General features: G+C 72.3%; 21 protein-coding genes. 13 read left to right on the plus strand and 8 right to left on the minus strand.

Annotation, left to right across the window (positions count from 1 at the left end; all coding sequences use genetic code 11):
* Positions 1-13: 13 nt before the first annotated feature.
* The 3 genes from ACFQZ6_RS14325 to ACFQZ6_RS14335 all read right to left on the minus strand — a co-directional run bounded on the left by ACFQZ6_RS14325 (position 14) and on the right by ACFQZ6_RS14335 (position 5,652).
* Positions 14-1,486 (minus strand): DUF5719 family protein, encoded by a 1,473-nt coding sequence (locus tag ACFQZ6_RS14325; RefSeq protein WP_381608354.1) that lies wholly within the window; start codon positions 1,484-1,486, stop codon positions 14-16.
* A complete protein-coding gene (locus ACFQZ6_RS14330) occupies positions 1,483-5,205 on the minus strand; it encodes a glycosyltransferase family 2 protein (protein WP_381608357.1) in 3,723 nt (1,240 codons plus the stop codon). Before ACFQZ6_RS14330 ends, ACFQZ6_RS14325 begins: the two co-directional genes overlap by 4 nt.
* A gap of 183 nt (positions 5,206-5,388) precedes the next feature.
* Positions 5,389-5,652, minus strand: coding sequence for a WhiB family transcriptional regulator (locus tag ACFQZ6_RS14335; protein ID WP_003975777.1), 264 nt, complete (start codon positions 5,650-5,652; stop codon positions 5,389-5,391).
* A gap of 646 nt (positions 5,653-6,298) precedes the next feature.
* Here ACFQZ6_RS14335 and ACFQZ6_RS14340 point away from each other — a divergent pair.
* The 4 genes from ACFQZ6_RS14340 to ACFQZ6_RS14355 all read left to right on the plus strand — a co-directional run bounded on the left by ACFQZ6_RS14340 (position 6,299) and on the right by ACFQZ6_RS14355 (position 10,286).
* Positions 6,299-6,805, plus strand: coding sequence for a cysteine dioxygenase (locus ACFQZ6_RS14340; RefSeq protein ID WP_381608360.1), 507 nt, complete (start codon positions 6,299-6,301; stop codon positions 6,803-6,805).
* 41 nt (positions 6,806-6,846) lie between these two features.
* Positions 6,847-7,806, plus strand: a complete 960-nt coding sequence (gene cofD, locus ACFQZ6_RS14345) for a 2-phospho-L-lactate transferase (RefSeq protein WP_381608363.1) — start codon at positions 6,847-6,849, stop codon at positions 7,804-7,806.
* Positions 7,803-9,113 carry a coenzyme F420-0:L-glutamate ligase gene (locus ACFQZ6_RS14350; RefSeq protein ID WP_381608366.1) on the plus strand — a complete coding sequence of 437 codons (1,311 nt, stop codon included), beginning with the start codon at positions 7,803-7,805 and terminating at the stop codon, positions 9,111-9,113. Before cofD ends, ACFQZ6_RS14350 begins: the two co-directional genes overlap by 4 nt.
* Before the next feature lie 192 nt (positions 9,114-9,305).
* Entirely contained in the window at positions 9,306-10,286 is a 981-nt protein-coding gene (locus ACFQZ6_RS14355) for a DNA-3-methyladenine glycosylase family protein (RefSeq protein WP_381608369.1), read from the plus strand.
* Positions 10,287-10,524: 238 nt separating this feature from the next.
* On the opposite strand, the gene ACFQZ6_RS14360 is transcribed toward ACFQZ6_RS14355, so the two are convergent.
* Positions 10,525-11,946 carry a peptidoglycan recognition protein family protein gene (locus ACFQZ6_RS14360; protein ID WP_381608373.1) on the minus strand — a complete coding sequence of 474 codons (1,422 nt, stop codon included), beginning with the start codon at positions 11,944-11,946 and terminating at the stop codon, positions 10,525-10,527.
* A 152-nt stretch (positions 11,947-12,098) separates the two neighbouring features.
* Here ACFQZ6_RS14360 and ACFQZ6_RS14365 point away from each other — a divergent pair, with 152 nt between their 5' ends.
* The 4 genes from ACFQZ6_RS14365 (at position 12,099) to ACFQZ6_RS14380 (ending at position 18,057) form a co-directional block, all read left to right on the plus strand.
* Complete coding sequence (locus tag ACFQZ6_RS14365; RefSeq protein ID WP_381608376.1) at positions 12,099-12,854, plus strand: TIGR03089 family protein; 756 nt, start codon at positions 12,099-12,101, stop codon at positions 12,852-12,854.
* Between the two features lie 148 nt (positions 12,855-13,002).
* Positions 13,003-14,226: an LCP family protein gene (locus tag ACFQZ6_RS14370; protein ID WP_381608379.1), complete on the plus strand. Its 1,224-nt coding sequence runs from the start codon at positions 13,003-13,005 to the stop codon at positions 14,224-14,226.
* A gap of 252 nt (positions 14,227-14,478) precedes the next feature.
* Entirely contained in the window at positions 14,479-16,260 is a 1,782-nt protein-coding gene (locus ACFQZ6_RS14375) for an LCP family protein (protein ID WP_381608383.1), read from the plus strand.
* A 177-nt stretch (positions 16,261-16,437) separates the two neighbouring features.
* Positions 16,438-18,057, plus strand: coding sequence for an LCP family protein (locus ACFQZ6_RS14380; RefSeq protein ID WP_381608387.1), 1,620 nt, complete (start codon positions 16,438-16,440; stop codon positions 18,055-18,057).
* 48 nt (positions 18,058-18,105) lie between these two features.
* On the opposite strand, the gene ACFQZ6_RS14385 is transcribed toward ACFQZ6_RS14380, so the two are convergent.
* A complete protein-coding gene (locus ACFQZ6_RS14385; protein ID WP_381608391.1) occupies positions 18,106-19,149 on the minus strand; it encodes a glycosyltransferase family 2 protein in 1,044 nt (347 codons plus the stop codon).
* 183 nt (positions 19,150-19,332) lie between these two features.
* On the opposite strand from ACFQZ6_RS14385, the gene ACFQZ6_RS14390 reads away from it, so the two are divergent.
* Complete coding sequence (locus ACFQZ6_RS14390) at positions 19,333-20,805, plus strand: LCP family protein (RefSeq protein WP_381608394.1); 1,473 nt, start codon at positions 19,333-19,335, stop codon at positions 20,803-20,805.
* Between the two features lie 23 nt (positions 20,806-20,828).
* Here the strand turns inward: ACFQZ6_RS14390 and ACFQZ6_RS14395 are convergent, their stop codons facing one another.
* Positions 20,829-21,410, minus strand: coding sequence for an acyl-CoA thioesterase (locus ACFQZ6_RS14395; protein ID WP_381608397.1), 582 nt, complete (start codon positions 21,408-21,410; stop codon positions 20,829-20,831).
* A gap of 119 nt (positions 21,411-21,529) precedes the next feature.
* On the opposite strand from ACFQZ6_RS14395, the gene ACFQZ6_RS14400 reads away from it, so the two are divergent.
* Together ACFQZ6_RS14400 and ACFQZ6_RS14405 are read left to right on the plus strand one after the other, a co-directional pair.
* Entirely contained in the window at positions 21,530-22,828 is a 1,299-nt protein-coding gene (locus ACFQZ6_RS14400; protein WP_381608400.1) for an LCP family protein, read from the plus strand.
* Positions 22,821-23,441: an HAD family hydrolase gene (locus ACFQZ6_RS14405; RefSeq protein ID WP_381608403.1), complete on the plus strand. Its 621-nt coding sequence runs from the start codon at positions 22,821-22,823 to the stop codon at positions 23,439-23,441. The genes ACFQZ6_RS14400 and ACFQZ6_RS14405 overlap by 8 nt, the downstream gene beginning before the upstream one ends.
* 16 nt (positions 23,442-23,457) lie before the next feature.
* Here the strand turns inward: ACFQZ6_RS14405 and ACFQZ6_RS14410 are convergent, their stop codons facing one another.
* On the minus strand, positions 23,458-23,880 hold the full coding sequence (locus ACFQZ6_RS14410) for an ATP-binding protein (RefSeq protein ID WP_381608406.1): 423 nt from the start codon (positions 23,878-23,880) through the stop codon (positions 23,458-23,460).
* Between the two features lie 233 nt (positions 23,881-24,113).
* Between ACFQZ6_RS14410 and ACFQZ6_RS14415 the strand changes: the two genes are divergently transcribed.
* Positions 24,114-24,965, plus strand: coding sequence for a helix-turn-helix domain-containing protein (locus ACFQZ6_RS14415; RefSeq protein ID WP_381608409.1), 852 nt, complete (start codon positions 24,114-24,116; stop codon positions 24,963-24,965).
* 10 nt (positions 24,966-24,975) lie between these two features.
* Positions 24,976-25,179, plus strand: coding sequence for a DUF397 domain-containing protein (locus ACFQZ6_RS14420; RefSeq protein ID WP_381608412.1), 204 nt, complete (start codon positions 24,976-24,978; stop codon positions 25,177-25,179).
* A 281-nt stretch (positions 25,180-25,460) separates the two neighbouring features.
* Here ACFQZ6_RS14420 and ACFQZ6_RS14425 read toward each other — a convergent pair whose 3' ends face one another.
* Entirely contained in the window at positions 25,461-26,618 is a 1,158-nt protein-coding gene (locus tag ACFQZ6_RS14425) for an acyl-CoA dehydrogenase family protein (protein WP_381608415.1), read from the minus strand.
* Positions 26,619-26,691 lie beyond the last annotated feature (73 nt).

Genomic DNA, 26,691 nt, shown 5'->3' on the forward strand with positions numbered 1-26,691 from the left:
ACGGTACGCCCCGTCACTTCTGGAGGATCGTCAGGTCCTGGTCCGCGTCGGGGACCGAGACCGTGCCCCGGTCGTCGGGGAGTACCTGGACGGTGAAGGCGGACACGCCGTTGGTCCTGGCCGTCAGGGTCCGGGCGGCGTAGACCGGGGTCGCCGCCGAGGCCGGTTCCACGGTCAGGGCGTAGGTGCCCTTCAGGCCGTCCGGGACCGGGAGTTCCACGTCCTGGGTCGTGCCCGACTTGATCGTGAACGTCTCCGACGCCGCCTCGCCGCCCTCGCTGCCCGCCGACGCGGTGACCTTGACCTTCGCGGTGCCCTCGGGCGCGGTCAGGGAGAGGGTGGTGCCCTTGGCGGTGTTGCCGACGGCGGTCGCGCGGGTGCCGACCGGGTTCGCGGCCGGGATGAACGCCGTCTCCTGGGCGTCGCCCTTGCCACGCACCACGCGCACCCCCGCCACCACCGGCACGGCCTGGCTCGTCGGCGTCAGCACCAGCGAACCCGCCTCCCCGCGCGTGATGTCGCCGAGGTCGAGCGCGGTCGTCATCCCGGACTTCACCCGCAGCGTCTCGTTGCCCGCCGGGGTGATCAGGCCCGTGGGCGTGGCCAGCCGCACCTTCAGGTCCGCGTCCGTGCCGCCCGGCGTGAACGCCACGAGGCGCACCTCGGTGGCGTCCTTGGGGATGCCCGGGATGACCAGGTTCCCCGCGGGTTCGGCCGCCGCGGCCAGCCAGTCGCCGCCGAGTTCGTCGTCGAGGGCCTGCACGGCCGCGCCGACCCGGCCGCCGCGCACGGTGACGTGCACGGTGAGGTCGGTCTCCTCCTCCGGGACGAGCGTGGACAGCAGGATCGGCTCGCTGGAGTGCGGCCGGACGGTGAGGTCCTCCCCGGCCGTGGACTTCAGCAGCCCCTCCTTGCCGTACAGCTCGACGTCGACCACGGCGGCGGAGTCGTCGGGGTTCGTCAGGTGGACGTAGTCGGTGCGGCCCTTGGCGGTGCTGGCGCCGGGGAACCAGAACTCGGTGTCCGCGGCGGTGCAGTTGACGCCCGCGAGGCCGCGCCCGGCGCCCGCGGTGACCTCCGTGGTCTCCTGCACGGTCCAGCCGGACGCGAACGCGCCCTCGGCCGTCCCGATCAGCGCGGGCGAGTCGTCGCCGGACCGCTCCCCCGCGACCGGCGTGCCGGGCTTCCCCGGCTTGAGCACGGGCTTGGCGGACTTGCCCTCGCGCGCGTCCCCGGCGTCCAGCAGCTCGGCCTGGCCCTTGCCCTGCGCGCCCTCGGTGACCGGTGTGAACGAGGTGTACGTCGTCTCCGCGAGGTCGGAGGTGCTCGGCGCCGGGCAGAGCAGGCCGCTGCGCTCCACGGGCAACTGCTCGGCCGCCTTGGCGGTGTCCGTGCCGGAGCCCTCCGGCGTCGTGACCGAGGCGAACCCGGTGACGGCGGCCAGCGCGGTCACGCCGACGATCAGGGACAGGGTGGTGCGGTTCACTGCTGACTCCCGTCGGGACGCTCGGGGCCGCCTTCGTGCGGATGCCGCGGCTGCGCCGGGTCGTACCCGGCGTCGTAGCCCCGGGGGGACTGGCCGTACGGCTGCGTCGGGTCGTAGGTCCCCGTCTGGTCGTAGGAGGCGGTGTCGTACGAGGTGTCGTAGGCCGTGGGGTCGTACGTGCCGCCGTCCTGGGGCTGGCCGCCGTAGGCGTACGGGTCGTACTGGCCGTCCTGGTAGCCCTCGGCCGGGTACTGCCGCTGGTCGTAGGCGGCGCCCGCGTACTGCTGGTCGGTGCCGTAGCCCGCGTAGGTCGTGGCGTCCCACTCGTCGTAGGACTGCTGCTGGGGCACGGGCACCGGGGTCTCCTCCTCCGCGGGGGAGGTGGGCTGCGGCGGCTCGCCCTGGGTGGCGGTCTCCTCGGCCTCGGCCTGGGCGCGCAGTCGGCGGGCCCGGCGGCCCTCGCCCGCGACGGCCTGGGCCGGGACGGCGGGCTCCTCGGGCAGGTCGTCGTCGATGTCACGGCGACGGCCGGGCAGCGCGAGCACGACGAGGACGACGGCGAGGAAGCCCTGCGCCCACAGCCACGCGGTGTGGCCGATGGGGTCGTCGTAGGTGACGTCGAGGCGTCCGCCGGAGGCGGGGAGCTCGAAGCCCTGGGCCCAGCCGTCGACGGTGGTGGGGGTGAGCGGGGTGCCGTCCAGGGTGGCGGTCCAGCCCTCGGCGGCGGTGTCGGCGAGGCGCAGCACCCGGCCGTCGGCGCCGTCCGGGACGTCGGTGTGGATCTCGACGGGTCCGGCGGCGACGGCCACCGGCTTCCCCGCACCCGCACCCGCACCGGAGCCGGAGCCGCTGACGATCGTCGCGCGCGAGACCTCCTGGTTGACCCGCCACAGCGCGCTGCCGTTCTGCTCGCTGAGGCGGCTCAGGCCGGGCGTGGCGTCCAGGACGCGGGCGACCTCGCGGGGCGCGCCCTTGTGGACGAGGACGTAGCGCACGGCGAAGTCACCGAGCTGGTCGGCCTGGTCGGCGCCGGACCCGGCGACGAGGTTGGCGACGACCTTGTCGAGCTGGGCGTTCTCCCCGTCGGCGGCGGCGAGTTCGGCGTCACCGAGGCGGGCGCCGGAACCCCGGACGAGGGTGTAGCCGACGTGCGCGGCGGAGTCGCTGTCGAGGACGAGGGTGCGGGCCTGGTCGCGCGTGTTGCTCTCCTCGGCGACGAACGCGGGCACCTGCACGGGGTCGCGGCGCTCCAGCGGGCCGTCGGCGCCGCCGATCATCCAGCCCGCGGCGACCAGCAGCGGGCCCGCGGCGGAGGCGAAGGCGATCAGGGCGGCGACGGGCTGGCGCCAGCCGAAGCTCTGCTCGGCCACACGCGCGCGTGCCCCGTCGGCGCCGAGGACGGCGGCGGCGAGCAGGGCGATGCCGTAGACGAGGGTGGCGGGGCCGGACCAGGCGGAGGCGTTGGAGAGCGCCGCGAAGACGAGGCCGACGAGGGCGACGGTCCAGGCGGTCCAGATGCCGGGCTGGCGCTCGGAGCGCAGCAGGGCGGCGAGCGCGGCGAGCACGACGCCGATGAGCATCAGCCCGTCGACGGTGCCGGGGCCGCCGGGGCTGGCGCCGAGCAGGTCGAGGGCGGTGGCGGAGGAGGCGCCGTAGTCGAGGCCCGCCTCGGTGAAGAAGCCGGTGGGCAGCAGCGTCAGCGACCACGGGGCGAGGACCAGCAGCGGGGTGCCGAGCTGGGCCAGGAAGCGCAGGCCGTAGGCGGCGAGGTCGGTGCGGCGGACGGCGAGCAGGCCGACGCCGAGGAGCGCGGCGATGGGCCACACGATCGGCGTGAACGCGGTGGTGACCGTCAGCAGCAGGGCGTACGCCCAGGTGGCGCGCCAGCTACCGCGCGCCCCGGAGGGGGCGGCGAGGCCGCTGGCCGCGATGCCCGCGCGGGCGATGAGCGGCAGCAGGACGGCGAGGACGGCGGTGCCGAGGCGCCCGCCCGCGAGGGCGCCGGTGGCGGCGGGCAGGAAGGCGTAGACGACGGCCGCCCACGCGCGCAGCAGCCGGGACTCCACGAGCGGGCGGGAGGCGAAGTAGGCGCTGAGTCCGGCCAGCGGCACCGAGCAGACCAGCAGGACGGTGACGGCGAGTCCGGTGGAGCCGAACAGCACGGTCGCGAGCATGGCCACGAGGGCGAGGTACGGCGGTGCGGAGGCGGTGCCTCCGGTGCCGATGGGGTGCCAGGCGTCGAGGTAGCGCGACCACAGCTCGCCCGAGTCGGCGGGGGCGGGCAGCAGGGCGCCGCCCGCGAGCGCGCCGCCGCCGAGGAGCTGGCGGCAGGCGGCGAGCGAGACGAGCAGCAGCACCAGGAAGAGCACCGGCCCCGGCTTGCGGGCGATGCGCTTGAGGCGGGCGAACTGCTCGACCTCCAGGAAGTCGGCGTCGTCGCCGCCGGGTCCGGACTCCACCGCGCCGCCGTGCCGTCCGGCGCCGGTGGTGGCCTCGGGGTCGGAGCTGCCGAAGAGGCTGCCCGCGGCCTGTTCGGCGGTGACGCGGACGGTCGCGCCGGGCGGCGGGAACAGCGGACGCAGTTCGCCCTTGTCGACGGCGGGTCGGCCGCGCTGGCGCCGTCCGGCGATGATCCGCTCGGGCCGCAGCAGGACGCCGAGAAGGCCGCGGATCTCGTCGACGGCCTGGCCGGGGACCTTGCCGACGAGGTAGGCGAGGGTCCGCAGGAAGGTGCCGAGGACGAGCCGCAGCAGCACCCAGGGCAGGGCGGCGGTGCGGGTGTTGACGAGCAGGGTGTAGACGGCGCCCGCCTTGTCGACCTTGTGCGGGGAGGCGGTGGTGCGGCCCGCGCAGTCGACGGTGCGGCGCTCGCGCGAGGCCGCCTCCGCGTGGCGTACGACGGCCTCGGGGGCGACGAGGACGCGGTGGCCCGCCTGGTGGGCGCGCCAGCACAGGTCGACGTCGTCGCGCATCAGGGGCAGGCGGCGGTCGAACCCGCCGAGCTGTTCGAAGACGTCGCGGCGGATGAGCATCCCCGCGGTGGACACCGACAGCACGGGCCGGACGTGGTCGTGCTGGCCCTGGTCCTGCTCGCGGCGGTCCAGGCCGGTCCAGCGGCGGCCGGAGCTCGCGATGGAGACGCCGACTTCCAGGAGCTGGCGGCGGTCGTACCAGCCGCGCAGTTTGGGACCGACGACGGCGATGTCGTCGCGGCCGAGTTCGTGCTCGTCCTCGATGACGCGCAGCAACTGGGCGAGGGCGTCGGGGGCGGGGGCGCAGTCGTCGTGCAGCAGCCAGAGCCACTGCACGGGTTCGCCGTGCGGCAGTTCGGGCATGTCGTAGGCGTCGTCGCGCCAGCTACGGGTGACGGGGTCCCAGCCGCTGGGCCGCTTCAGGTACGGCAGGTCGTCCGGGGTGAGGACGGGCGCCGTGCGGTCGGCCTCCTCGACGGCCTGGCCGAAGCCGGTGCGCCGGGCCAGGTGCAGCACCCGGTCGGGGCCGAGGGCGTCGGTGAGGAGCCGCGCGGAGTCGTCGGCACTGCCGGTGTCGGCCGCGACGGCGTACTGGACCGGGCGCTCCTGGCCGAGCAGCCCGGCGAGCGCGTCGGGCAGCCAGCGGGCGCCGTCGTGGGAGACCAGCACCGCCGTCACTACGTGACGCGGGAACTCTGGGGTGGCAGCGGTGTCTTGCTGGGCTGCCATGTGGCTGTGCACGGACATCGAGGTACGGGCCCCGGGTTCGGTGGACTGCGGTGGACGCCTGTGCCCCGAGGGGGCGGCGGGACGTCTCGGACGAGCGCCCACACTATCGGCTGCCCATGACGACGGCCCGCCGCCTGTGGATAACCCACCCGCGACGGGCCGTTCACACCGTTTGTGCCGTGCCGTTCCCGAGCCCCGGTCTCAGACGGCCGCCTTCTTCAGGCGGCGGCGTTCGCGCTCGGACAGGCCGCCCCAGATGCCGAAGCGCTCGTCGTTGGCGAGGGCGTACTCAAGGCACTCGGAGCGGACCTCGCACGCGAGACAGACCTTCTTGGCCTCGCGGGTCGAGCCGCCCTTCTCGGGGAAGAAGGACTCGGGGTCGGTCTGGGCGCACAGCGCGCGCTCCTGCCAGCCGAGTTCCTCGTCCGCGTCGTCGACCAGCAGTTGCTGCACCAGCTCGGTCATGTGCGCCCCTCGTCTGTCTTTCGCGTCCCCGTGATGTAGCCGTTACCGATTCCGGCTGAACGACACGAGTGAAATTACAAGTGTGCTGCTCCGGGCGAGTCAAGCCGAGATCTGCTATTGGGCCCCTTATTCACTCTGCGGAACCAAGGCCATGCGGAAAGTGTTCAAATCGGCATAAACCTTGACACACCGATGAGGGCCGCGCGGGCTTCCGCCCTCTCTACGGAGAAGGACGCCCGAGGGTTCGATCTCGTTCCGACGCGCGAGCCAAAGCGAACCTGATCACATTCGGATCACGGGATCGCAACGCGGCTTGCGCGCCCGGTTGTGCGCCATGTGTCCCGGTGAGCGGCTGAGCAAACCTTTCACCTGACAGATGAACCGGATGAGGTGAACCATGTCCCACATACCGGGCGTCGAGTTGACAGTGCAGGTGTGAACCGCTGTCCTTGTGGGCATGTTCGCGAACTTGGCGCCCACCTCGACCCGCTCCGCCGGGTCCCCCGGTGCTGCCCACGCTCGCTGTAGCTGTTGTCGCTGTTCTTGCTGTTGAGCCCCGCGCGCTCCGGCTGACTTCTCCTTCTCTCCTCCTTCGTCTTCCTCTCCTTCGTCTTCTTCGTCCCTGCACCGAGGACCGAGCACTCTCATGAACAGCGACAGCGATCTCCAGATCGCGGGCGACATCCTGGAAGTCCCCCACCTGCTCCAGCCCCCGCGCGAGCACCCGGCCACCGTCGCCGAGTTCGCCGGGCTGGCCCGCACCCTCGCCGCCGACCGCTCCCAGTGGGAGCACCTGGTCCGGTACGACGCCACCACCCGCTGGTACCACCGGCTGCGCACCGGACCCGGCTACGAGGTGTGGCTGCTGTCCTGGCTGCCCGGACAGGGCAGCGGACGGCACGACCACGGGCCGTCCTCCGGAATCCTCACCGTCCTGGACGGCGCCCTGACCGAGCACACCCGCCGCGGCGCCCGCACGCTCACACCGGGCGCCCAGCACGTCTTCGCCCCGGGGTACGTCCACGAGGTGGTCAACGACTCGCTCGAACCGGCGGTGAGCCTGCACGTCTACTACCCGGGCCTGACCGAGATGCCGATGCACCAGACGATGCACGCGACCGCCCGCTGCACGGCGGCCACCCCGGTCGCGTAACCTCCCGGCGCGTTGTCGTACCCGCCTGCAAGACTGCTCTCATGCGCATTGTGGTTCTGGCAGGCGGCATCGGTGGTGCCCGTTTCCTGCGTGGTCTGAAGAGGGCCGCGCCGGACGCGGACATCACGGTCATCGGCAACACCGGGGACGACATCCACCTCTTCGGGCTGAAGGTCTGCCCGGACCTCGACACGGTGATGTACACGCTCGGCGGCGGCATCAACGAGGAGCAGGGCTGGGGGCGGTCCGACGAGACCTTCCACCTCAAGCAGGAGCTGGCGGAGTACGGCGTCGAGCCGCAGTGGTTCGGGCTCGGTGACCGGGACTTCGCCACCCACATCGTGCGCACCCAGATGCTGGGCGCGGGCTACCCGCTGAGCGCGGTCACCGAGGCGCTGTGCGACCGCTGGAAGCCGGGGGTGCGGCTGCTGCCGATGTCCGACGACCGCGTGGAGACCCATGTCGCGGTCGAGTGGGAGGGCGAGCGCCGGGCGATCCACTTCCAGGAGTACTGGGTACGGCTGCGCGCCTCCGTGCCCGCCCACGCTGTCGTCCCCGTCGGCGCCGAGCAGTCCAAGCCCGCGCCCGGCGTCCTGGAGGCGCTCGCCGAGGCGGACGTCATCCTCTTCCCGCCGTCCAACCCGGTGGTCTCCATCGGCACGATCCTCGCCGTGCCCGGCATCAGGGAGGCCATCGCCGACGCCGGGGTGCCGGTGGTCGGCCTCTCCCCCATCGTCGGGGACGCGCCCGTGCGCGGGATGGCCGACAAGGTGCTCGCCGCGGTCGGCGTGGAGTCCAGCGCGGCGGCGGTCGCCGAGCACTACGGCTCCGGACTGCTCGACGGCTGGCTCGTCGACGAGGTCGACGCGGACTCCGTCGCCCGGGTCGAGGCGGCCGGGATCCGCTGCCGGGCCGTACCGCTGCTGATGACCGACCTCGACGCGGCGGCGCGGATGGCGGGCGAGGCCCTGACGCTGGCGGAGGAGGTCCGCACCGCATGAGCGCGTCTGTGACGGACGGCTACCGCGTGTGGGCCGTGCCCGGGCTTCCCGAGGTACGGCCCGGTGACGACCTGGCCAAGCTGATCGCCGCCGCCGAACCCGGGCTGGCCGACGGGGACGTGCTGCTCGTCACCTCGAAGGTCGTCTCCAAGGCGGAGGGCCGGATCGTCGAGGCGGCCGACCGGGAGGCCGCGATCGACGCCGAGACCGTGCGGGTCGTCGCCCGGCGCGGCACGCTGCGGATCGTGGAGAACCGGCAGGGCCTGGTCATGGCCGCCGCCGGGGTCGACGCGTCCAACACCGCTCCGGGGACGGTCCTCCTCCTCCCGGAGGACCCCGACGCCTCCGCGCGCGCGGTCCGCGACGGTCTGCGGAGCGCCCTCGGCGTCACCGTCGGCGTCGTGATCACCGACACGTCCGGGCGGCCCTGGCGCTCGGGGCTCACCGACATCGCGATCGGCGCGGCGGGCGTGCGCGTCCTGGACGACCTGCGGGGCGGCACGGACGCGTACGGCAATCCGCTCGTCGCGACCGTCGTCGCCACCGCCGACGAACTCGCCGCGGCGGGCGACCTGGTCAAGGGCAAGGCCGTGGGGCGGCCGGTGGCCGTGGTGCGCGGGCTGCCGCACGTGGTCGCCGGGGACGACGGGGACGGCGCGCGGGCGCTGGTGCGGGGCGCGCGGGACGACATGTTCCGGCTCGGCACGTCCGAGGCGATCCGGCAGGCGGTGACCCAGCGCCGTACGGTCCGCGCGTTCACGGACGCGCCCGTCGACCCCGACGCCGTACGGCGGGCGGTGGCCGCGGCGGTCACGGCACCGGCGCCGCACCACACGACGCCGTGGCGCTTCGTGCTGCTGGAGTCCGCCGAGTCGCGGGTCCGGCTGCTCGACGCGATGCGGGACGCCTGGATCGCGGACCTGCGGCGGGACGGCAAGTCGGAGGAGTCCATCGCCAAGCGCGTCCGCCGTGGTGACGTGCTGCGCAACGCGCCCTACCTCGTCGTCCCGTGCCTCGTCATGGACGGTTCGCACACCTACGGGGACCCGCGGCGGGACGCGGCCGAGCGGGAGATGTTCGTCGTCGCCACCGGGGCGGGCGTACAGAACCTGCTGGTGGCGCTGGCCGGGGAGGGGCTGGGGTCGGCGTGGGTGTCGTCGACGATGTTCTGCCGGGACGTGGTGCGGGAGGTGCTCGGGCTGCCGGGTGACTGGGACCCCATGGGGGCGGTGGCGGTCGGGCATCCGGCGGAGGAGCCGCGGGCTCGGGGGGAGCGGGACGCGGGGGCGTTCATCGAGGTGCGGTGAGGGGGGCGGGCGCGCCGGTGGTGGGGCGGACGGGTGGGCAGCGGGCAGGGGGCCGCGTGTTCTCGTACGCTCTCGTACTCTCGTAGGGCTCCTCTTCTTCCTCTTCTTCCTCTTCTTCCTCGTTTCTTCCTCGTTTCTTCCTCTCATTCCTTTTCTTCCGCTTCATCCTCTTCGGTCCTTGGGAACTCAGTCGTGGCAGGACGTTTCGCTCCGCGGCCCACGCGTACGACCGTGCGCGGTGGGGACGCCGGTGTGCCCACGGGTACGGGGCGGGTGCGGACGTACGTGCCGGACGGGCCGCTCGACCTCGGGCTGGTGCTGGGGCCGTTGCGGCGCGGGCCCGCGGACCCGACGTTCCGGGCGCTGCCCGACGGGTCCTTCTGGCGGGCCAGCCTGACGCCCGCCGGGCCGGGGACACTGCGGATCAGCGGCTACGGCGGTGAGGTGCGCGGTGAGGCGTGGGGGCCCGGGGGTGACTGGCTGCTGGAGCGGTTGCCGGAGCTGCTCGGCGCCGCGGACGATCCGTCCCTCTTCACTCCCCGGCACCAGGTCGTGGCGCTCGCGCGGCACCGGCGGCCGGGGCTGCGGCTGACGCGGACCGGGCTGGTGCTGGAGTCCCTGATTCCGTCGATCCTCGAACAGAAGGTCACGACCGACGAGGCGTACCGGGCGTGGCGGCTGCTGGTGCGGAAGTTCGGGGAGCCCGCGCCCGGGCCGGTGCCGGTGCGGATGCATGTGATGCCGTCCGCCCGGACCTGGGCGCTGATCCCCTCCTGGGAGTGGCATCGCGCCGGGGTCGACAACAAGCGGGCGTCGACGATCCTGCGGGCCGTGCGGGTCGCGGCGCGGCTGGAGGAGGCGGCGCGGATGTCTCCGACGGTGGCGCGGGAGCGGTTGGAGGTCGTGCCGGGGGTGGGGCCGTGGACGTCGGCGGAGACCGTGCAGCGTAGTCATGGGGCGGCGGACGAGGTGACGACGGGGGATCTGCATCTGCCGGGGATCGTGGGGTGGGCGTTGGCGGGGGACCGGGACGCTGATGACGGGGTGATGTTGTCGCTGTTGGAGCCGTATGCGGGGCAGCGGCACCGGGCCGCGCGGTTGATTCTGTTGAGCGGGAGGGTGCCGGGGCGGCGGGCGCCGAAGATGCCGCGGGTGGATATTGGGCGGTGGTGACGGGCCGCCCGGCGTGGGGGGCGGGCGGTCGTGCGGCCCGGCGCTGGTGAGGTGCCGTCGGTGTGTGCTGGCGCGGCGGGTGGGTCGCGCAGCCCGGCGCTAACGGGGTGCCGCTGCGCCCACCCTCCCCCAAGCTCTCGGCTTCGCTCGAGCAGGGGGACCCCCATCGCCCCAGCGGCACGACTGCCCGCAGCTAAGGCAGACTACGGCGGCACGGCGGCGCGCAGCTCAACGCCCCCTAGCGGCCCTGGTAGCGGGCTGCCTCTGTGCGGGCTGTGGTGAGGTTGTCGTAGAGCTTGCCTCCGGGGCACTCCGTGGCGAAGCCGTCGCGGTGGCCTGAGATGACGTTCAGGCGTACGTTCTTGCCCTTGCCGTAGAGGTTGCCGCCGCCCGACCGGAGGTACGTCTTGCCGTTGGGGTTGGCGCCGAACAGGCCCAGCTTCCACGCGGTCAGTTGGGCGACCGCCTGTACCGCCGCGCCGGACGGCTTGGAGCTGCCGTAGGAGCCCACGACGGCGATCCCGGTGCTGTCGTGGTTGAAGCCGAGGGTGTGGGCGCCCATGACCGCTCTGGCCACGCCGCCCGCGCGCCCCTCGTAGATGTTCCCGCACTTGTCGACGAGGAAGTTGTAGCCGATGTCCCGCCAGCCCATGCTCGCGACGTGGTAGCGGTAGATGCCGCGGATGAGCGACGGCACCTGGGCGCAGGTGTAGTTGTTGCCGGTCGCGGTGTGGTGGACGAACGCCGCCTTGACGTACTTCGTGTAGAGGAAGTTCTTCTCCCGCAGGGACTCGTCCGCGCCCCAGCCGCGGCGCGTCACGATGCGCGGGCGCGGGCCGATGTACGGCTTCACGCGCTGTTCCTCCGTCAGTTCCGAGCCGCGCAGCGTGAGCATCTCCTGCTCGGTGCGCGCCTTGTCCAGCGCCGGGATCTCGGCGGCGCCGAGGGGGGCGAGGTCCGCGTTGGCGGTGGAGGCGGCGATCGTGTCGGCGTTCAGGGCGGCGGTGTCGGCGTTACCGGCGGTCGTCGTGTCGGTGCGGGGGTCGTCCAGGGCGGGCTGGGCGTTGGTCTGCGTCGTGGTGGTCGCGGTCGTCGTCGTGCCGGTCGGGTCGTCGCCCGGGTCGATCAGTTCGAGGCGGAGGCCGGAGGGGAGGGCCGCGGCGGTGCGCGCCCGCGGGGCCTCCGGCTGTTCCGGTTGGGCGCGTAGTTCCACGCCGTTCGACTCGCCGACCCACAGGGGTGCCGTGGCGCCGCGTACCCGGCCGGAGGTGCGTTCGGCCGTGCCGGGGTCGGCCGCGTGGTCGGCGTTGTGCGTCTCCAGGTCCTGCCACTGCGACCAGGCGCCGGTGGCGGCGGCGCGGGTGCGGACCTGGACCCGGCCGCGCAGTTCGGCGTCCGGGTCGTCCCAGACGACGCCGACGAGGGAGAAGCGCCGTACGTCCCGGCGGGGTACGCCCTGGACGGCGGCGGAGCCGTGGGCGCGGTCGCCGGTGAGGGGGGCGAGCGGCAGCGTCTGGGTGCTGCCCGCGAGGGTGCGGGCGGCGACGCTGGCCGCGGGGGCGGGCGATCCTGCGACGGCGGTGGCCTCCGGGAGGGTGAGGGGGAGGGCGATGACGGCCGCGCAGGTGACGCCGATGGGGGAAGCAAGGTATCCACGCATACTCCCGATCGTGGACATAGCGGAATAAGTCTGTCCATCCGGTAATTGACGTGGTGTTGTCGGATGATTCCTCCGAAAAGGTGGCGCGGGTCCGCCGAACCGGTGTCCCGCGCGCTGGGTGCGCACGGGCGGGTCCGCGTACGCTTGCGCGGGTGAATGCCACCGATCGCACCCCTGCCGACCTGCTGCGTTCCGCGCTCGCCGCGGACCCTTCGCGCCCGCTGGTGACCTTCTACGACGACGCCACCGGGGAACGGGTCGAACTGTCCGTCGCCACCTTCGCCAATTGGGTGGCCAAGACCGCGAACCTGCTCCAGGACGGGATGTCCGTGGAGCCCGGCGAACGGGTCGCGCTGCTGCTGCCCGCGCACTGGCAGACGGCGGTGTGGCTGCTGGCGTGTTCGTCGGTGGGGGCCGTCGCCGACGTGGGGGGCGACCCCGGGCGGGCGGACCATGTGGTCGCGGGGCCCGGGGAGTTCGAGGCGGGGCTGGCCTGCGGGGGCGAGCGGTACGCGCTGTCGCTGGAGCCGTTGGGGCGGCGGTTCCGCGAGGTACCGGCCGGTTACGCGGACTACGCCGTGGACGTACCGACGTTCGGGGACCGCTTCGTACCGTACGCGGCTGTCGACCCCGAGGCCGCGGCGCTGGTCGTGGCGGGGGCGGAGCTGACGGGGGCGGAGGTCGTGGAGCGGGCCCGGGGGGACGCCGGGGGGCTGGGGCTCACGGGGCCCGGGTCGCGGCTGCTGTCCGGGCTGCCGTACGCGACCTGGGAGGGGCTGAGCGCGGGGCTCTACGCTCCGCTGGCCAGCGGCGGGTCCGTGGTGCTCTGCCGGAACCTGGAGCTGCTGGGGGACGAGGCGTTGGCCAAGCGTGTGGAGAGTGAGCGGGTCACGGCGACGGCGCGGTGAGCGGCGCCCCCCCCGTCACCCGTTCGGCCCACCCCCACCCCGCACCCCCCTCCCCCACCCCCCATCGTCATAGGTGGACGTACGCGGAGGTGTGCGTGCGTACGAGACGTCAACCCGTGGGCTCGTCGGTGTGAGGGGTGGACTCGTTGTGAGGGATCGTGGCGGGGTGCCGCTCGGGCCGGGGGTCGGGGCGTCGGCCATAGGGGGCGGGGGGCGGCGGCGCTGGGGGCGGTGGGTGGCGGGTGGGGCGGCGTTGGCGGTCGTCGTCGCGGGCGGGGTCGGTTGGGGCGTCTACGCCAGGCTGGACGGGAACATCACGCCCGACGAGGCCGCCGCGGCGGAGCTGGCGCGGTTCGAGAAGGAGCGGCCCACCGCGCTGGTGAAGGACGCGCAGAACATCCTCGTCATCGGGTCGGACTCCCGGAAGGGCGCCGGGAACGCGCGCTACGGGCGGGACCCGGGCACCGAGCGCTCCGACACCACGATCCTGCTGCACCTGTCGGCCGGGCGGCGCAGCGCCACCGCCGTGCACTTCCCCCGGGACCTGATGGTCGACGTACCGGACTGCCGCAGGCCGGACGGCTCCCGCACCCGGCCCATGTTCGCGATGCTCAACTACGCCTTCCAGGTGGGCGGTTCGGCCTGCGCCATCCGCACGGTGGAGAAGCTCACGGACGTCCGGGTCGACCACCACGTGGTCGTCGACTTCCAGGGGTTCAAGCGGATCGTCGACGCGGTCGGCGGCGTCGAGGTCTGTGTGGAGCGGCCCATCCGCGACAAGGCGGCGAAGCTGCGGCTGCCCGCGGGCCGGGTGCGGCTCGACGGCGAGCAGGCGCTCGGCTACGTCCGGGTCCGCAAGACCCTCGGCAACGGCAGCGACACCGACCGCATGGAGCGCCAGCAGCGGTTCCTCGGCGCGCTGGTGAGCAAGGTGCGCGGCAACGACGTCCTGCTGAACCCGGTGAAGCTGTACCCGGTGCTGGACGCGGCGACGTCGTCGCTCACCACCGACCCGGGGCTGGCCAGTCTGCGCGGTCTGTACGAACTCGTACGGGGTGTGCGCGACATCCCCACCGAACGCGTGCAGTTCCTGACCGTGCCGAGGGAGTCCTACGTCCGGGACAGCAACCGGGACCAGCTCGTCGAACCGGAGGCGGAGCGGCTCTTCTCGCGGCTGCGCAGGGACGCCCCGGTGGCCGTGGCGGGGGACAATGCTCGGAATTCCCCCGAAAGCGGCTTCTCGCACGGGGATTCGGATTCGTCGTCGTACGATGTCGGCCAGCACGCAGGAACAGGACGCAGCACCCGAAACGACGTCTCCCCCGCACCGACCTTCCGCGGGAACACGGCCGCTGAGGACGTCTGCGAGTAAAAGCCTCGCCAAGGTCCAGCCAAGGCGACGAACTCCCGTTCAAGGAATTGGGCGTTTTTGCCCAGTTGTAGGGACGTGGGATGTGTCACCGCCGTCGCTCGACGCTGAGCTGGGCGGATAGTGTGAGCGACCCGGTGCACCCGGCTCCCGGCCAAGGAAGGTCCGTCCAGGGGTCGCGCACCGCTTGTACGAGACCCGAGCGTCTTTGAGGGGGAAGGCGCCGCGTGGCCCCGACGGAGGATTCAGACAACCGTGGACGCGCAAGGCCGTGGGCGGGCGGACGACATCGATCCCGCCGACCAGTGGGTGCTCAATCCGAACACCGGCGAATACGAATTGCGACTGTCTCCTTCCGCACCGCAGTCACCGGTGCCCGGACCCCGCAGAGCGCCCTCCCCCACGCCGGGCCGGGCGGGAGGCACGCCGAGCCCGCGCACGGCGTCCCCCCGCACCCCCGCCGCGGACCCGGCCGACGGGCTCGACACCGACGCCCCGGTCCGCACCCCGGGCCGTGACGTCCCGCCGCCGCGCAGACGCCGCGGCGCGCCCGAGGAGCCGGTGCCGGGGCGGCGCGGCCGTCGGCCGGTGAGGAAGTCGCGGGCGAAGAAGATCCTGATGTGGACCGGCGGCACCATGGCGTTCGTGGTGGTCGCCGCGGCGGGCGCCGGGTACCTCTACATCCAGCACCTGAACGACAACATCACCTCCGTCTCCGACGACGGCGCGAGCACCGGTGGCTTCAAGAAGGACGAGGCCATCAACATCCTGCTGATCGGCACCGACAAGCGCACCGGCGAGGGCAACGAGTCCTACGGCGACTCCGGCAGCCCCGGGCACGCCGACACCACGATCCTGCTGCACGTTTCGAAGGACCGTTCCAACGCGACGGCGCTGAGCATCCCGCGCGACCTGATCGTGGACGTCCCGGACTGCCCCACCGAGCAGGAGGACGGCTCCACCGAGGTGATCCCGGGCTCGCAGGCCGTGCGCTTCAACACGAGCCTCGGGCAGAGCGGCCGTACGCCGAGCTGCACCATGCGCACGGTGACCGAGCTGACCGGGATCACGCCGGACAACTTCATGGTCGCCGACTTCAACGCGGTCAAGACGCTGACGTCGGCGGTCGGCGGCGTCGAGGTGTGCCTCGCCAAGGACATCGACGACCCGAAGTCCCACCTCAAGCTGTCCGAGGGCACGCACACCATCGAGGGCGACGAGGCGCTGGCGTTCGTCCGCACCCGCTACTCGGTGGGCACCGGCGGCGACCTGAGCCGGATCGCGCTCCAGCAGCAGTTCCTGAGCGCGCTGATGCGCAAGCTGAAGTCGAACGACACCCTGACCAACCCGTCGAAGATGCTGAAGCTGGCCGAGGCGGGCACCAAGGCGCTCACGGTGGACTCGCAGCTCGACAGCATCGGCAAGCTGAAGGACCTCGGTCTGGAGCTGGGCAAGCTCAACACCAAGAACCTGACCTTCACCACGATCCCGGTGGTCGACAACCCGGCGGAGACGGTGAAGGCGACGGTCGTCCTCAACGAGGCCAAGGCCCCCGAGGTCTTCGACGCCATCAAGAACGACGTCTCCTTCACCGAGGTGAAGCAGAGGAAGAAGCAGGAGAAGGCCGCGGTCGCCGCCCGTCTGAAGGGCACCAAGTCGGCGGCGTCCGAGGTCCGGGTGCGCATCCTCAACGGCGGCGCGCCCTCCGGGTCGGCGCAGGAGACGCTGAACTGGCTCCAGCTCGAAGAGGGTGTGACGAAGTCCGAGAACGCGGGCAACGCCGACGAGGAGCTGAAGAAGACCACCCTGGAGTACGCGCCCGACCAGGCCGACCAGGCCCGCCGTCTCGCCGCCATCATGGGGCTGTCCGGCGCGGCGATGAAGCCGGGCGAGAGTGTGGAGAACTCCCAGGGCCTGCCGACGATGACCCTCACCCTGGGCGAGGACTTCAAGGGTGCGGGCGTGTCCCTGATCCCGTCGACGAAGGCGCCGGACGTGGACAAGTCGACGGCCGACAAGGTGCAGTGCGCCAGCTAGGGCCTGTCGCGCGGTGACCTCCCGGTCTGACGGACGGTGACCGGGTGATCGCAAATTGAGGGGTAACCCAACGGGTCCGTCGTGCGTCTGACTTGACGCGGGACGGACCCGTGTCGGGTACAGGGCGGGGAGGGGCGGGCGTTGGCGCGCAGCGGTGTGCGGGGGGATGTGGCTTCGGTGGCTTCGGCGCCGTTGGCGGAGGACACGACGCCTCTCGCGGCGAAGGGGACGACGGAGACGGCCGAGCCCGCCGCGGACCGCCGAGGCGGCGACGGGGGAGGCCGCGGGCGGCGTCAGGGCGGTGGCCGGAGCGGATCGCGCGGCTGGCGGCGGGTGCTGCGCTGGACGGCGGTCGTGGTCGCGGTGGCGGTGCTGGGCGCCGCGGGCGCCGGGTACCTGTACTACCGGCACCTGAACGGCAACATCAAGCAGGACGACCTCAACCTCGGCGACAGCAAGGTGGCCGAGCCGACGCCGAACGCCGCCGGGCAGACCCCGCTGAACATCCTGCTCATCGGCTCCGACGCCCGGGACACCGAGGCGAACCAGAAGCTGGGCGGCGCCCGGGAGACGTTCGGCTCGACGCCGCTCGCGGACGTCCAGATGCTGCTGCACCTGTCGGCGGACCGGTCCAACATGTCGGTGGTGAGTATGCCGCGCGACACCCTGCTCCAGATACCGAAGTGCACCGACCCGGACGACGGCCAGGTGTACCCGGCCAGCGACGGACGGGCGATGACCAACGAGAGCCTCGGCCACGGCGGTCCCGGCTGCACCGTCGCCACGTGGCAGGAGCTGACCGGCATCCACATCGACCACTTCATCATGGTCGACTTCGCGGGGGTGGTGTCGATGGCCGACGCGGTCGGCGGGGTGCCGGTCTGCGTGGACGCCAACATCCACTCACGCGACAGCCAGGGCCACGGCTCGGGGCTGAAGCTGGAGAAGGGCACGCACCCGGTCAAGGGCGAGCAGGCCCTCCAGTGGCTGCGCACCCGGTACGGCTTCGAGGACGGCAGCGACCTCGCCCGCGCCAAGGCCCAGCACATGTACATGTCGTCGATGGTGCGGGTGCTGCGCGAGAACGCCACCCTGAGCAGCCCCAACAAGCTGCGCAGGCTCGCCGAGGAGGCCACCAGGTCGCTCACCGTCGACCCGGGCCTGGACACCGTGAAGAAGCTCTACGACCTCAGCAACGAGCTGCGGAAGGTGGAGCCGGAGCGGATCACCATGACGACGATGCCGAACCGCTACGTCGGCAGCCGGGTGGAGCCGACCGAGGACGCCGAGCAGTTGTTCCGGCTGGTCCGCGACGACATCGCCCTGGACGGCAAGGACGCCAAGAAGAAGACGGACGGGGAGAAGCTCTCCGACGACCCCGCCGCGCCGGACGCCGAGATCGCCGTACAGGTGCGGAACGGCACCCGCACCGACGTCCTCGGCCCCGCCAGCGGGCGGGCGACGACCGTGACCGGGCAGCTCAACGAGCTGGGCTTCAGCAGCGCCGTGGCCGACGGGTCCACCGTACTGAGCGAGGAGACCACCGTCGTCCGCTACCCGAGCGCGGACCTGGAGGGCGACGCGCAGGCGGTCGCCCAGTCGCTGGGCATCCCGCTGAGCGCGGTGAAGCGGTCGACGGAGGTCTCCGGGGTCACCCTCGTCGTCGGCGCCGACTGGCGTGAGGACACGGCCTACGAGGCGCCCGAGCGGGACGACAAGACGCCCGACACCGCCGACATCCTGAACGGCGCCGACGACGAGGCGTGTATGCACGTGAACCCGGCGTTCACCTGGTGAGACCGCGGGGCCCCGCTGCCGTACGGCGACGGGGCCCCGCGAACCAGCTCAGCTCAGCTCGGCGGGGTCCGCGCCGCGCACCGCCGGACGGCGGCTGGCGATCACCTTCCTGGCCAGCGACCTGGGACTGGTCAGGAAGCCCCACCCCCACGACATGTGCATGGTGGCCAGCGCGACGGGGATCTGGAGGCGCGCCCTGAGCGGCAGCCCCTTCCCCGCGGGCAGGGACCCGGCGGCGATCGCCGCGAGGTAGCCGCCGGGCACCAGGAACCCCCAGGGCGTGAGCACGGCGCCGACGACGATCCCCGCCGCTATCGCGCACACCGCGGTGGGCGGCGCGAGGTAGCGCAGGTTGATGGAGCCGGAGTGGTAGCGGGCGACGACGTGCCGCCAGCGGCCGTAGTCCTTGTACTGCTTGGCCAGCGCCCGCACGCTCGGCCGCGGCCGGTACGACACCCGCAGCTCGGGCGAGAACCAGATCAGCCCGCCCGCCTCCCGGATCCGGAAGTTCAGCTCCCAGTCCTGGGCGCGGATGAACTCCTCGTTGTACCCGCCCTGTCGCTCCAGCGCCGCGCGGCGGAAGACACCGAGGTACACCGTCTCCGCCGGGCCCGCCTGGCCGCCGGTGTGGAAGGCGGCGTTGCCGACGCCGATCTTCGACGTCATCGCGGCGGCGACGGCGTGCTCCCAGTCGTTCTCGCCCTCGGCGTGCATGATGCCGCCGACGTTCTGCGCGCCGGTCTCCTCCAGGAGGCGTACGGCGGTGGCGATGTAGTGGGGCGAGAGCATCCCGTGCCCGTCGACGCGGACGACCACCGGGTGCCGGGACGCCTTGATCGCGGCGTTCAGCGCGGCGGGCGTGCGGCCGGTCGGGTTGGGGACGGTGTGGACGCGCGGGTCCTCCCGGACCAGCTCGGCCGCGATCTCGTCCGTGCGGTCCGTGGACGGACCGAGGGCGATCACGACCTCCATCTCACCGTCGTACTCCTGCGCGAGGATCGCCTGGACGGCGCCGCGCAGATGCCGCTCCTCGTTGAGGACGGGCATGATGACGGACACGGGCGGAAGCTGCACGTCGGACTTGGCGTTCATAGGGCCCTCACGTTACCGCGAACGGGGGACACCGATGCGCGCCGCGGGGGCGGTACGCCGGTCAGCCGATCGTATGGGCCTACGGTGCTCACGGATCCCGCGCGCCCCTGTGCCCGGGATCGCCACGCACGGCCCGAGCGCCACCCGGCCCCCGGCCCCGGCGCCCGCCCCGGAGGTGTCCCCATGCCCCGCACCACCCCGCCCCGGTCCCCCGCCCGGCCGCCGCGCCGCCCGCAGCCGCGCCGCGCGGGACGGCCCCCCGTACGGCGGAGGCGCCCGCGCTGGGCCATGCGGGCGGTGACGACGCTGTCGGTGCTGGTCCTCGCGGCGGCGGGCATCGGGCACGCGGTGCTGACGGGTCTGGAGTCCGACATCGCGCGCGTGGACGCCTTCCGCGACATGAAGAACCGGCCGCGCGCCGGGCACGGCATGAACGTGCTGCTGGTCGGCACCGACGGCCGGGACAGGATCTCCGAGCGGGAGCGGCGCCGCTACCGGCTGGGCGGGGCGCCCTGCCACTGCACCGACACCATCATGATCGTGCACATCTCGGCGGACCGGGAGCGGGCCAGCGTCGTCAGCCTGCCCCGCGACTCCTACGCCGAACTTCCCGCGCACACCGACGCCACCACCGGCGAACGGCACCGCCCGCACCCGGTGAAGCTGAACGCGGCGTACGCGGAGGGCGGGCCACGGCTGACCGTGCGGACGGTGGAGCGGATGACCCGCGTGAAGATCGACCACTACCTGGAGGTCGACTTCATCAGCTTCATGAAGACGGTCGACGTCCTCGGCGGCGTGAAGCTGTGCACCGCCAAGCCCCTGAAGGACTCCTACACCGGCCTCGACCTGCCCGCCGGGACCCATGACATGAACGGCGGGCAGGCCCTCCAGTACGTCCGCGCCCGCCATGTCGACGGCGCCTCCGACCTGGGGAGGATGGAACGCCAGCAGCGGTTCCTCGCCGCGCTGGTGGACCGGGCGACGTCCTCCGGGGTGCTGCTCAACCCGATGAAGTACCGGGACGTGACCCGCGCGGTGCTGGGCTCGGTCCGCGCGGACAAGGGCTTCGGCACGGACGAGCTGCTGGCCCTCGGCCGCGCGATGCGCAACTTCTCCCCCTCCTCCTCCGAGTTCACCACCGTCCCCATCGGACAGATGGGGTACGCCGTGAAGGGCATCGGCTCGACGTTGAAGTGGGACCCGGCCAAGTCGGGCCGCCTCTTCCGCGCCCTGCGCGAGGACCGGCCGCTGGCCCCCGAGCGGCCGAGGAAGGCGTCGGTGCCGAAGGTGGAGGTGCCGCCGCGGGACATCCGCGTGCAGGTGGAGAACGGCACCGTGACGGCCGGTCTCGGCAAGCGCGTCGACACCGCGCTGGCGGCGGCCGGTTTCCACACCACCGGCCTCCCGGTGAACGCCGACGACACCTCCGTCACGCGCACGGTCGTCGCCTACGACCCCCGCTGGGACCGTTCCGCCAAGTCACTGGCGGCGGCCCTGCCGGGCAGCGAGCTGCGCGCGGTACGGGGACAGGGGGCGACCCTGAGGGTGATCGTGGGCCGGGACTTCCGCGAGGTACGGAAGGTACGGGCGCGGGAGCGGCCGGGGGAGGGTGAGGCGAGGGTGGTGCGGGGGGACGAGGTGAAGTGCCCCTGAGGACCCGCTGCGCGTGGGAAGGCTCAGTCCTCGATGCCCTCGGCGGCCCGCTGGGCCCGGAGTTCCATGATCGCGCGGCGGCGGGCGAGCCGGTGCGTGCGGCGGATCTGCGCCTCCTGGAAGCGGCGCTTGTCGCGCTCCGTCTCCGGCAGCACGGGCGGGACGCGGCGGGGCTTGCCGTCGGCGTCGACGGCGGCGAAGACGAGGTAGGCGGAGCCGACCTGGGTGGGCGGCGCGGACTCGTTCCACCGCTCGGCCAGGACCCGTACGCCGACCTCCATGGAGGTCCGCCCGGTCCAGTTGACCTGGGCCTTCACATGGACGAGGTCACCGACGCGGACCGGTTCGAGGAACGCCATCTCGTCCATGGACGCGGTGACGGCGGGACCGCCGCTGTGCCGCCCGGCGACGGCTCCGGCGGCGTCGTCGACGAGCTTCATGATCACACCGCCGTGGACGGTGCCCAGCAGGTTGGTGTCGCTGTGGGTCATGATGTGGCTGAGGGTGGTGCGGGAGGCGGAGGTGGGCTTCCCGGGGAGTTCCGCGGCGGCTATGTCCGGAGTACCCGGGGTGCCCGGCTCCGGGGCGCTGGCCTGGTCTGTCATGGCCTCCACCTTATGCGGAAGCGACAGCGGGGCGATTTGTGTCAGCTTCGCAACAGCGGCGCCCCTATTTCTCGTCATCCCTTGTAAGGACCACAGCCGCGACCGGCACACTGGTCCGCATGAACGATTGGCCCCAGGGGTGGTCCGACGACAACCGCGGCACCCGTTACGGACGCGGCAGCTCCGGCGCACAGCCGGAGAGCGCCCGCGTGATGCGTCAGGTGCGGCGTGGTCCCTCGGCACCCCCCGGGGGCCCTCCGGGCGGCGTCCCGCAGCAGCCGTCGTACGTGGACGGCGGCCAGGGGGACGCCGGCTACGGCGGGCACGGTGGGTACGACGGCTATGACAGCGGGTACAACACCGGTCAGGTGTACGGCACCCCGGGCGGCCGGGGTCCGGGCGACGGGGGCGGGGGCGCCATGGGGGAACCGCGTCCCGCGCCGAACTGGCGCCGCCGGATCAAGATCACGGCGATCACGGTGGTGACGGTGCTCCTGGCCACCACCATCGGCACCTACTTCTGGGCCGACTCCAAGCTCAACCGCGAGGTCGACCTGTCCAAGGTGATCGACCGTCCGGAGGCGGGCGAGGGCACCAACTACCTGATCGTCGGCTCCGACAGCCGTGAGGGCATGTCCGCGGAGGACAAGAAGGAACTGCACACCGGGTCCGCCGAGGGCAAGCGCACGGACTCGATGATGATCCTGCACACCGGCGACAACGGCTCGACCCTCATCTCCCTCCCCCGCGACTCGGACGTGGAGATCCCGACCTTCAAGGGCTCGGAGTCCGGCAAGACGTACCAGGGCACCGGGCGGCACACGAAGCTGAACGCGGCGTACGCGGAGGACGGCCCCGAACTCCTCGTCCGCACCGTCGAGTTCAACACCGGCCTGCGGATCGACCACTACGTGGAGATCGGCTTCGCGGGCTTCGCGAACATCGTGGACGCGGTCGGCGGCGTCGAGATCGACATCCCGCAGGACATCAAGGACACCAAGTCCGGCGCGGACCTGAAGAAGGGCAAGCAGACCCTGAACGGCGAGGAGGCGCTCGCCTTCGTCCGCACCCGGTACGCGCTGGCCGGGTCCGACCTGGACCGCACCAAGAACCAGCAGAAGTTCCTCTCCGCCCTGGCCAACCAGGTCGCCACGCCGGGCACGGTCCTGAACCCCTTCAAGCTCTACCCGACGATGGGCGCGGGCCTGGACTCCCTCATCGTCGACAAGGACATGGGCCTGTTCGACCTGGCGTCCATGTTCTGGGCGATGAAGGGCGTCAGCGGCGGCGACGGCACCTCCATGAACATGCCGATCTCCGGCTCGACCGGCGGCAACCTGGTCTGGGACAAGGCCAAGGTGAAGACGCTGGTGGAGCAGTTGAAGAACGACGAGAAGGTCACGGTGTCGAGTGACTGACGACGTCCCGTTCGACGCCGTGCTCTGCGACGTCGACAACGTCATCCGCTTCTACGACCCCACGGAGCTGCTCGCCCGCGAACGTGCCCTCGGCCTCACCGAGGGCACGACGATGAAGGTCGCCTTCGCTCCCGAGAACGACCTCCCCCTGCTCCTCGGCCGGATCACGCAGGAGGAGTGGGCGGAGTCGGTGGCGCAGGCCCTGACCGGCCTGACCCCCGCCGACCAGGCCCTCGACCTGGCCCGCACCCTGGCCCACCTGCCCTTCCACGCCGACGAGACGGTGGTCGCCCTGCTCCGCGCGGCCCGCGCACACGTCCCGCTGGTCCTGCTCACCAACGCCACCCTCCAGTTGGAGGAGGACCTCGCGTCCCTGGGCCTCACCGACCTCGCCGACGCGGTCGTGAGCAGCGCCCGCGTGGGCCTGGCCAAGCCCGACGCCCGGATCTTCGCACTGGCGGCGGAGCGGGCGGGCGCGCGGCCGGAGCGGTGCCTGTTCGTGGACGACACGCGGGAGAACGTGGAGGCGGCGGTGGGGTTGGGGATGCGGGGGGTGCACTTCCGTACGCCGGAGGACTTGAGGCGGGCGCTGGCCCCACTCCTGGGTGCGTAGGCAGACCGCCGTTTCGTCACCCACGCCCCCTCACCTCGAACCAGACCAGCTTCCCCGCCGACCGCCCGCCCTCCCCCAACGACAGACCGCCCCAGCAGTCGGCGTACTCCTGCACGAGCCGCAGCCCACGCCCACCCTCGGCGCCGAGCGGCGCGGGGCCGCGAAGCGGTTCGGGAACGTGCGGGTGACTGTCCCAGACCCCCACGCGCAACCGCCCGTCCGGGAGCGCGGTGAGCCGGAGGGAGGCGGGCCCGTCGGTGTGCAGGTACGTGTTGGTGACGAGTTCGGTGGCCAACAGCTCCACGGTGTCGAGGAGTTCCCCTCTCCCGTGCCCGGTGAGCGCGCCCCGCACGGTCATCCGTGCGACCCGTGCGGCGCGGGGGTCATGGGGGAGGCGAAGGGCGTACGTCCAGGTGTCGGGCGGGGATACGGTGTCCATGAAGGGCTCCTGCGGTGAGAGGACTTGGCGTGCCGAGCGATCCGTCCGTGCGGTGGCAGTGCCGCGCGCGGGCATGGGCGTGCGGTGCGCTTCCGGCTTGTCGGGCGGGGTTGAGCGGCTCGGATCTCACCGTAGACTCCGCGCGCTGAAGGTTTTGCATAGTCGGGCAAAACCTTCAGTAACTCCCTTCTTGTGAGGGACTGCTACGCCAGGTGTACGAACGGAATGAGGACATGCCCGCAAGGCCCATCCCCACGGCGCGCCGTCTCCGTATCGGCGTAGAACTGCGTCGGCTCCGGGAGCGGGCGGGCATGACCGCCGCCGAGGCCGCCCAGGCTCTGGGCACGACTCCGGGCCAGCTCAGCAACATCGAGGCCAACCGCTTCGGCGTCAACGCGGACCGCGTGCACGCGCTCGCCCACATCTACGGCTGCACGGACCAGGCCCTGGTCGACGCCCTCGCCGCCATGGCCGCCGACCGCACACGGGGCTGGTGGGAGGAGTACCGCGACACCCTGCCGACCCGTCTTCTCGACCTGGCCGAGTTGGAACACCACGCCAAGGCCCTGCGCGTCACTCAGGTCATCAACATCCCCGGCCTGCTCCAGACTCCGGAACACGCCCGTGCGCTGTTCCGCCAGGCGGTCCCCGCCCTGCGTCCCCATGAGGTCGAGTACCGCATCTCCCACCGCATCAAGCGCCAGGCCATCCTGCACCGCGAGCAGCCACCGCCGTACACGGCGATCGTCCACGAGGCCGCTCTACGGATGCAGTTCGGTGGCCGCGAGGTGGCCAAGGCACAGTTGCGCCACCTCACCGAGATGAGCGAGCACCCCGCCGTCACCCTCCGCGTCATCCCCTTCGGCGGCACCTCGTTCCCCACCACGGGTCACGCCGTGGACTACTTCCACGGCCCGGTACCCACCCTCGACACCGTGGAGGTGGACACCGCGCATGGCGGCACACTCGTCGACGCGGCAGGGCAACTCGAGAAGTACCGGCTCGTCCTGGACCGCATGGAGTCCGTGTCCCTGGAGCCAGCCGCGTCCCTCGACCTCATCCACCACATCGCCCAGTCCACTTGAGGAACGAACCGTGGCAGAACCGACCTGGCAGAAGTCGACCCACAGCGAAGAGGGCTCGGCCTGCGTCGAGATATCCCCCACCCCCACCACCATCCGCATCCGCGACTCCAAGCACCCGACCGGCCCCCACCTCGCCGTCCCGCCCGCCGCTTGGTCGGAGTTCGTACGCACTCTCAACTCCCCCCGGGCGCGTCGCGGCACGCCGCCCACCTAATTGGCGCCTTTGACTCAGCGCCCTCCGTGGCTCTCCTGCCGGACGTACCGTCTCGCCGCTCCCGACCGGGAGACCTGTGAGTCGAAGGGGCCAATCAGACTGCCCAGGGGACGCCAGCGGCTGCGGTGCATCGTCGTCGCAAGCCCGCACGACGCTGTTTCAGGCCCTGACCCAGTTACTGCGCCGCTCCCCCCACCCACGGGGATGGACCTTCCGCGTGTAGCCAAGAAAGTGAAGGAGCCCCCGGCCAGGAAGGCGGAGGGCTCCACGTGCGCCAGTGGTTACGGCAGGTTGCGGGCCATCACGATGCGCTGGACCTGGTTCGTGCCCTCGTAGATCTGGGTGATCTTGGCGTCGCGCATCATGCGCTCGACCGGGTAGTCGCGGGTGTAGCCGTAGCCGCCGAGGAGTTGGACGGCGTCCGTGGTGACCTCCATGGCGGTGTCCGAGGCGAAGCACTTGGCTGCCGCGCCCAGGTAGGTGAGGTCCGCGTCGCCGCGTTCCGAGGCGGCGGCGGCCTGGTAGGTCAGGGCCCGGGCGGCGGAGATCTTCATGGCCATGTCGGCGAGCATGAACTGGATGCCCTGGAAGTCGGCGATCGGCTTGCCGAACTGCTTGCGCTCCTGGACGTAGCCCTTGGCGTAGTCGAGGGCGCCCTGGGCGATGCCGAGGGCCTGGGCGGCGATGGTGATGCGGGTGTGGTCCAGGGTCTTCATGGCCGTGGCGAAGCCGGTGCCCTCGGCGCCGATCATGCGGTCCGCGGGGATGCGGACGTTGTCCAGGTAGACCTCGCGGGTGGGCGAGCCCTTGATGCCCAGCTTCTTCTCGGGGGCGCCGAAGGAGACGCCCTCGTCGGACTTCTCGACGACGAACGCCGAGATGCCCTTCGAGCGCTTCGTGGGGTCCGTGACCGCCATGACCGTGTAGAACTCCGAGACGCCCGCGTTCGTGATCCAGCGCTTCACGCCGTTCAGAATCCAGTGGTCGCCGTCTCGGACCGCCTTCGTCTTCATGCCCGCCGCGTCCGAGCCCGCGTCCGGCTCCGACAGGCAGTACGAGAACATGCCCTCGCCCTTGGCCAGCGGGGTCATGTACCTCTTCTTCAGCTCCTCCGAGCCGGAGAGGATCACCGGGAGGGAGCCCAGCTTGTTCACCGCGGGGATGAGGGAGGAGGAGGCGCAGACGCGGGCCACCTCCTCGATCACGATCACCGTGGCCAGCGCGTCGGCGCCCGCGCCGCCGTAGGACTCGGGGACGTGCACGGCGTGCAGGTCGTTCGCCACCAGGGCGTCGTGCGCCTCCTGCGGGAAGCGCGCCTCCTCGTCCACCGCGGCGGCGAACGGCGCGATCTTCGCCTCGGCCAGCGCGCGGACGGCGTCGCGGAGCATGTCGTGCTCCTCGGACGGGCGGTACAGGTCGAAGTCAGCCGATCCGGCCAAGGTCTCTCACGCTCCAGAACGATGCGGTGGTGGCGCTCACTTACTAGCGTTGCTAACTACCGTTAAGTAACAC

The sequence above is a fragment of the Streptomyces flavalbus genome (assembly GCF_042674625.1).
Taxonomy (GTDB): Bacteria; Actinomycetota; Actinomycetes; order Streptomycetales; family Streptomycetaceae; genus Streptomyces; species Streptomyces flavalbus.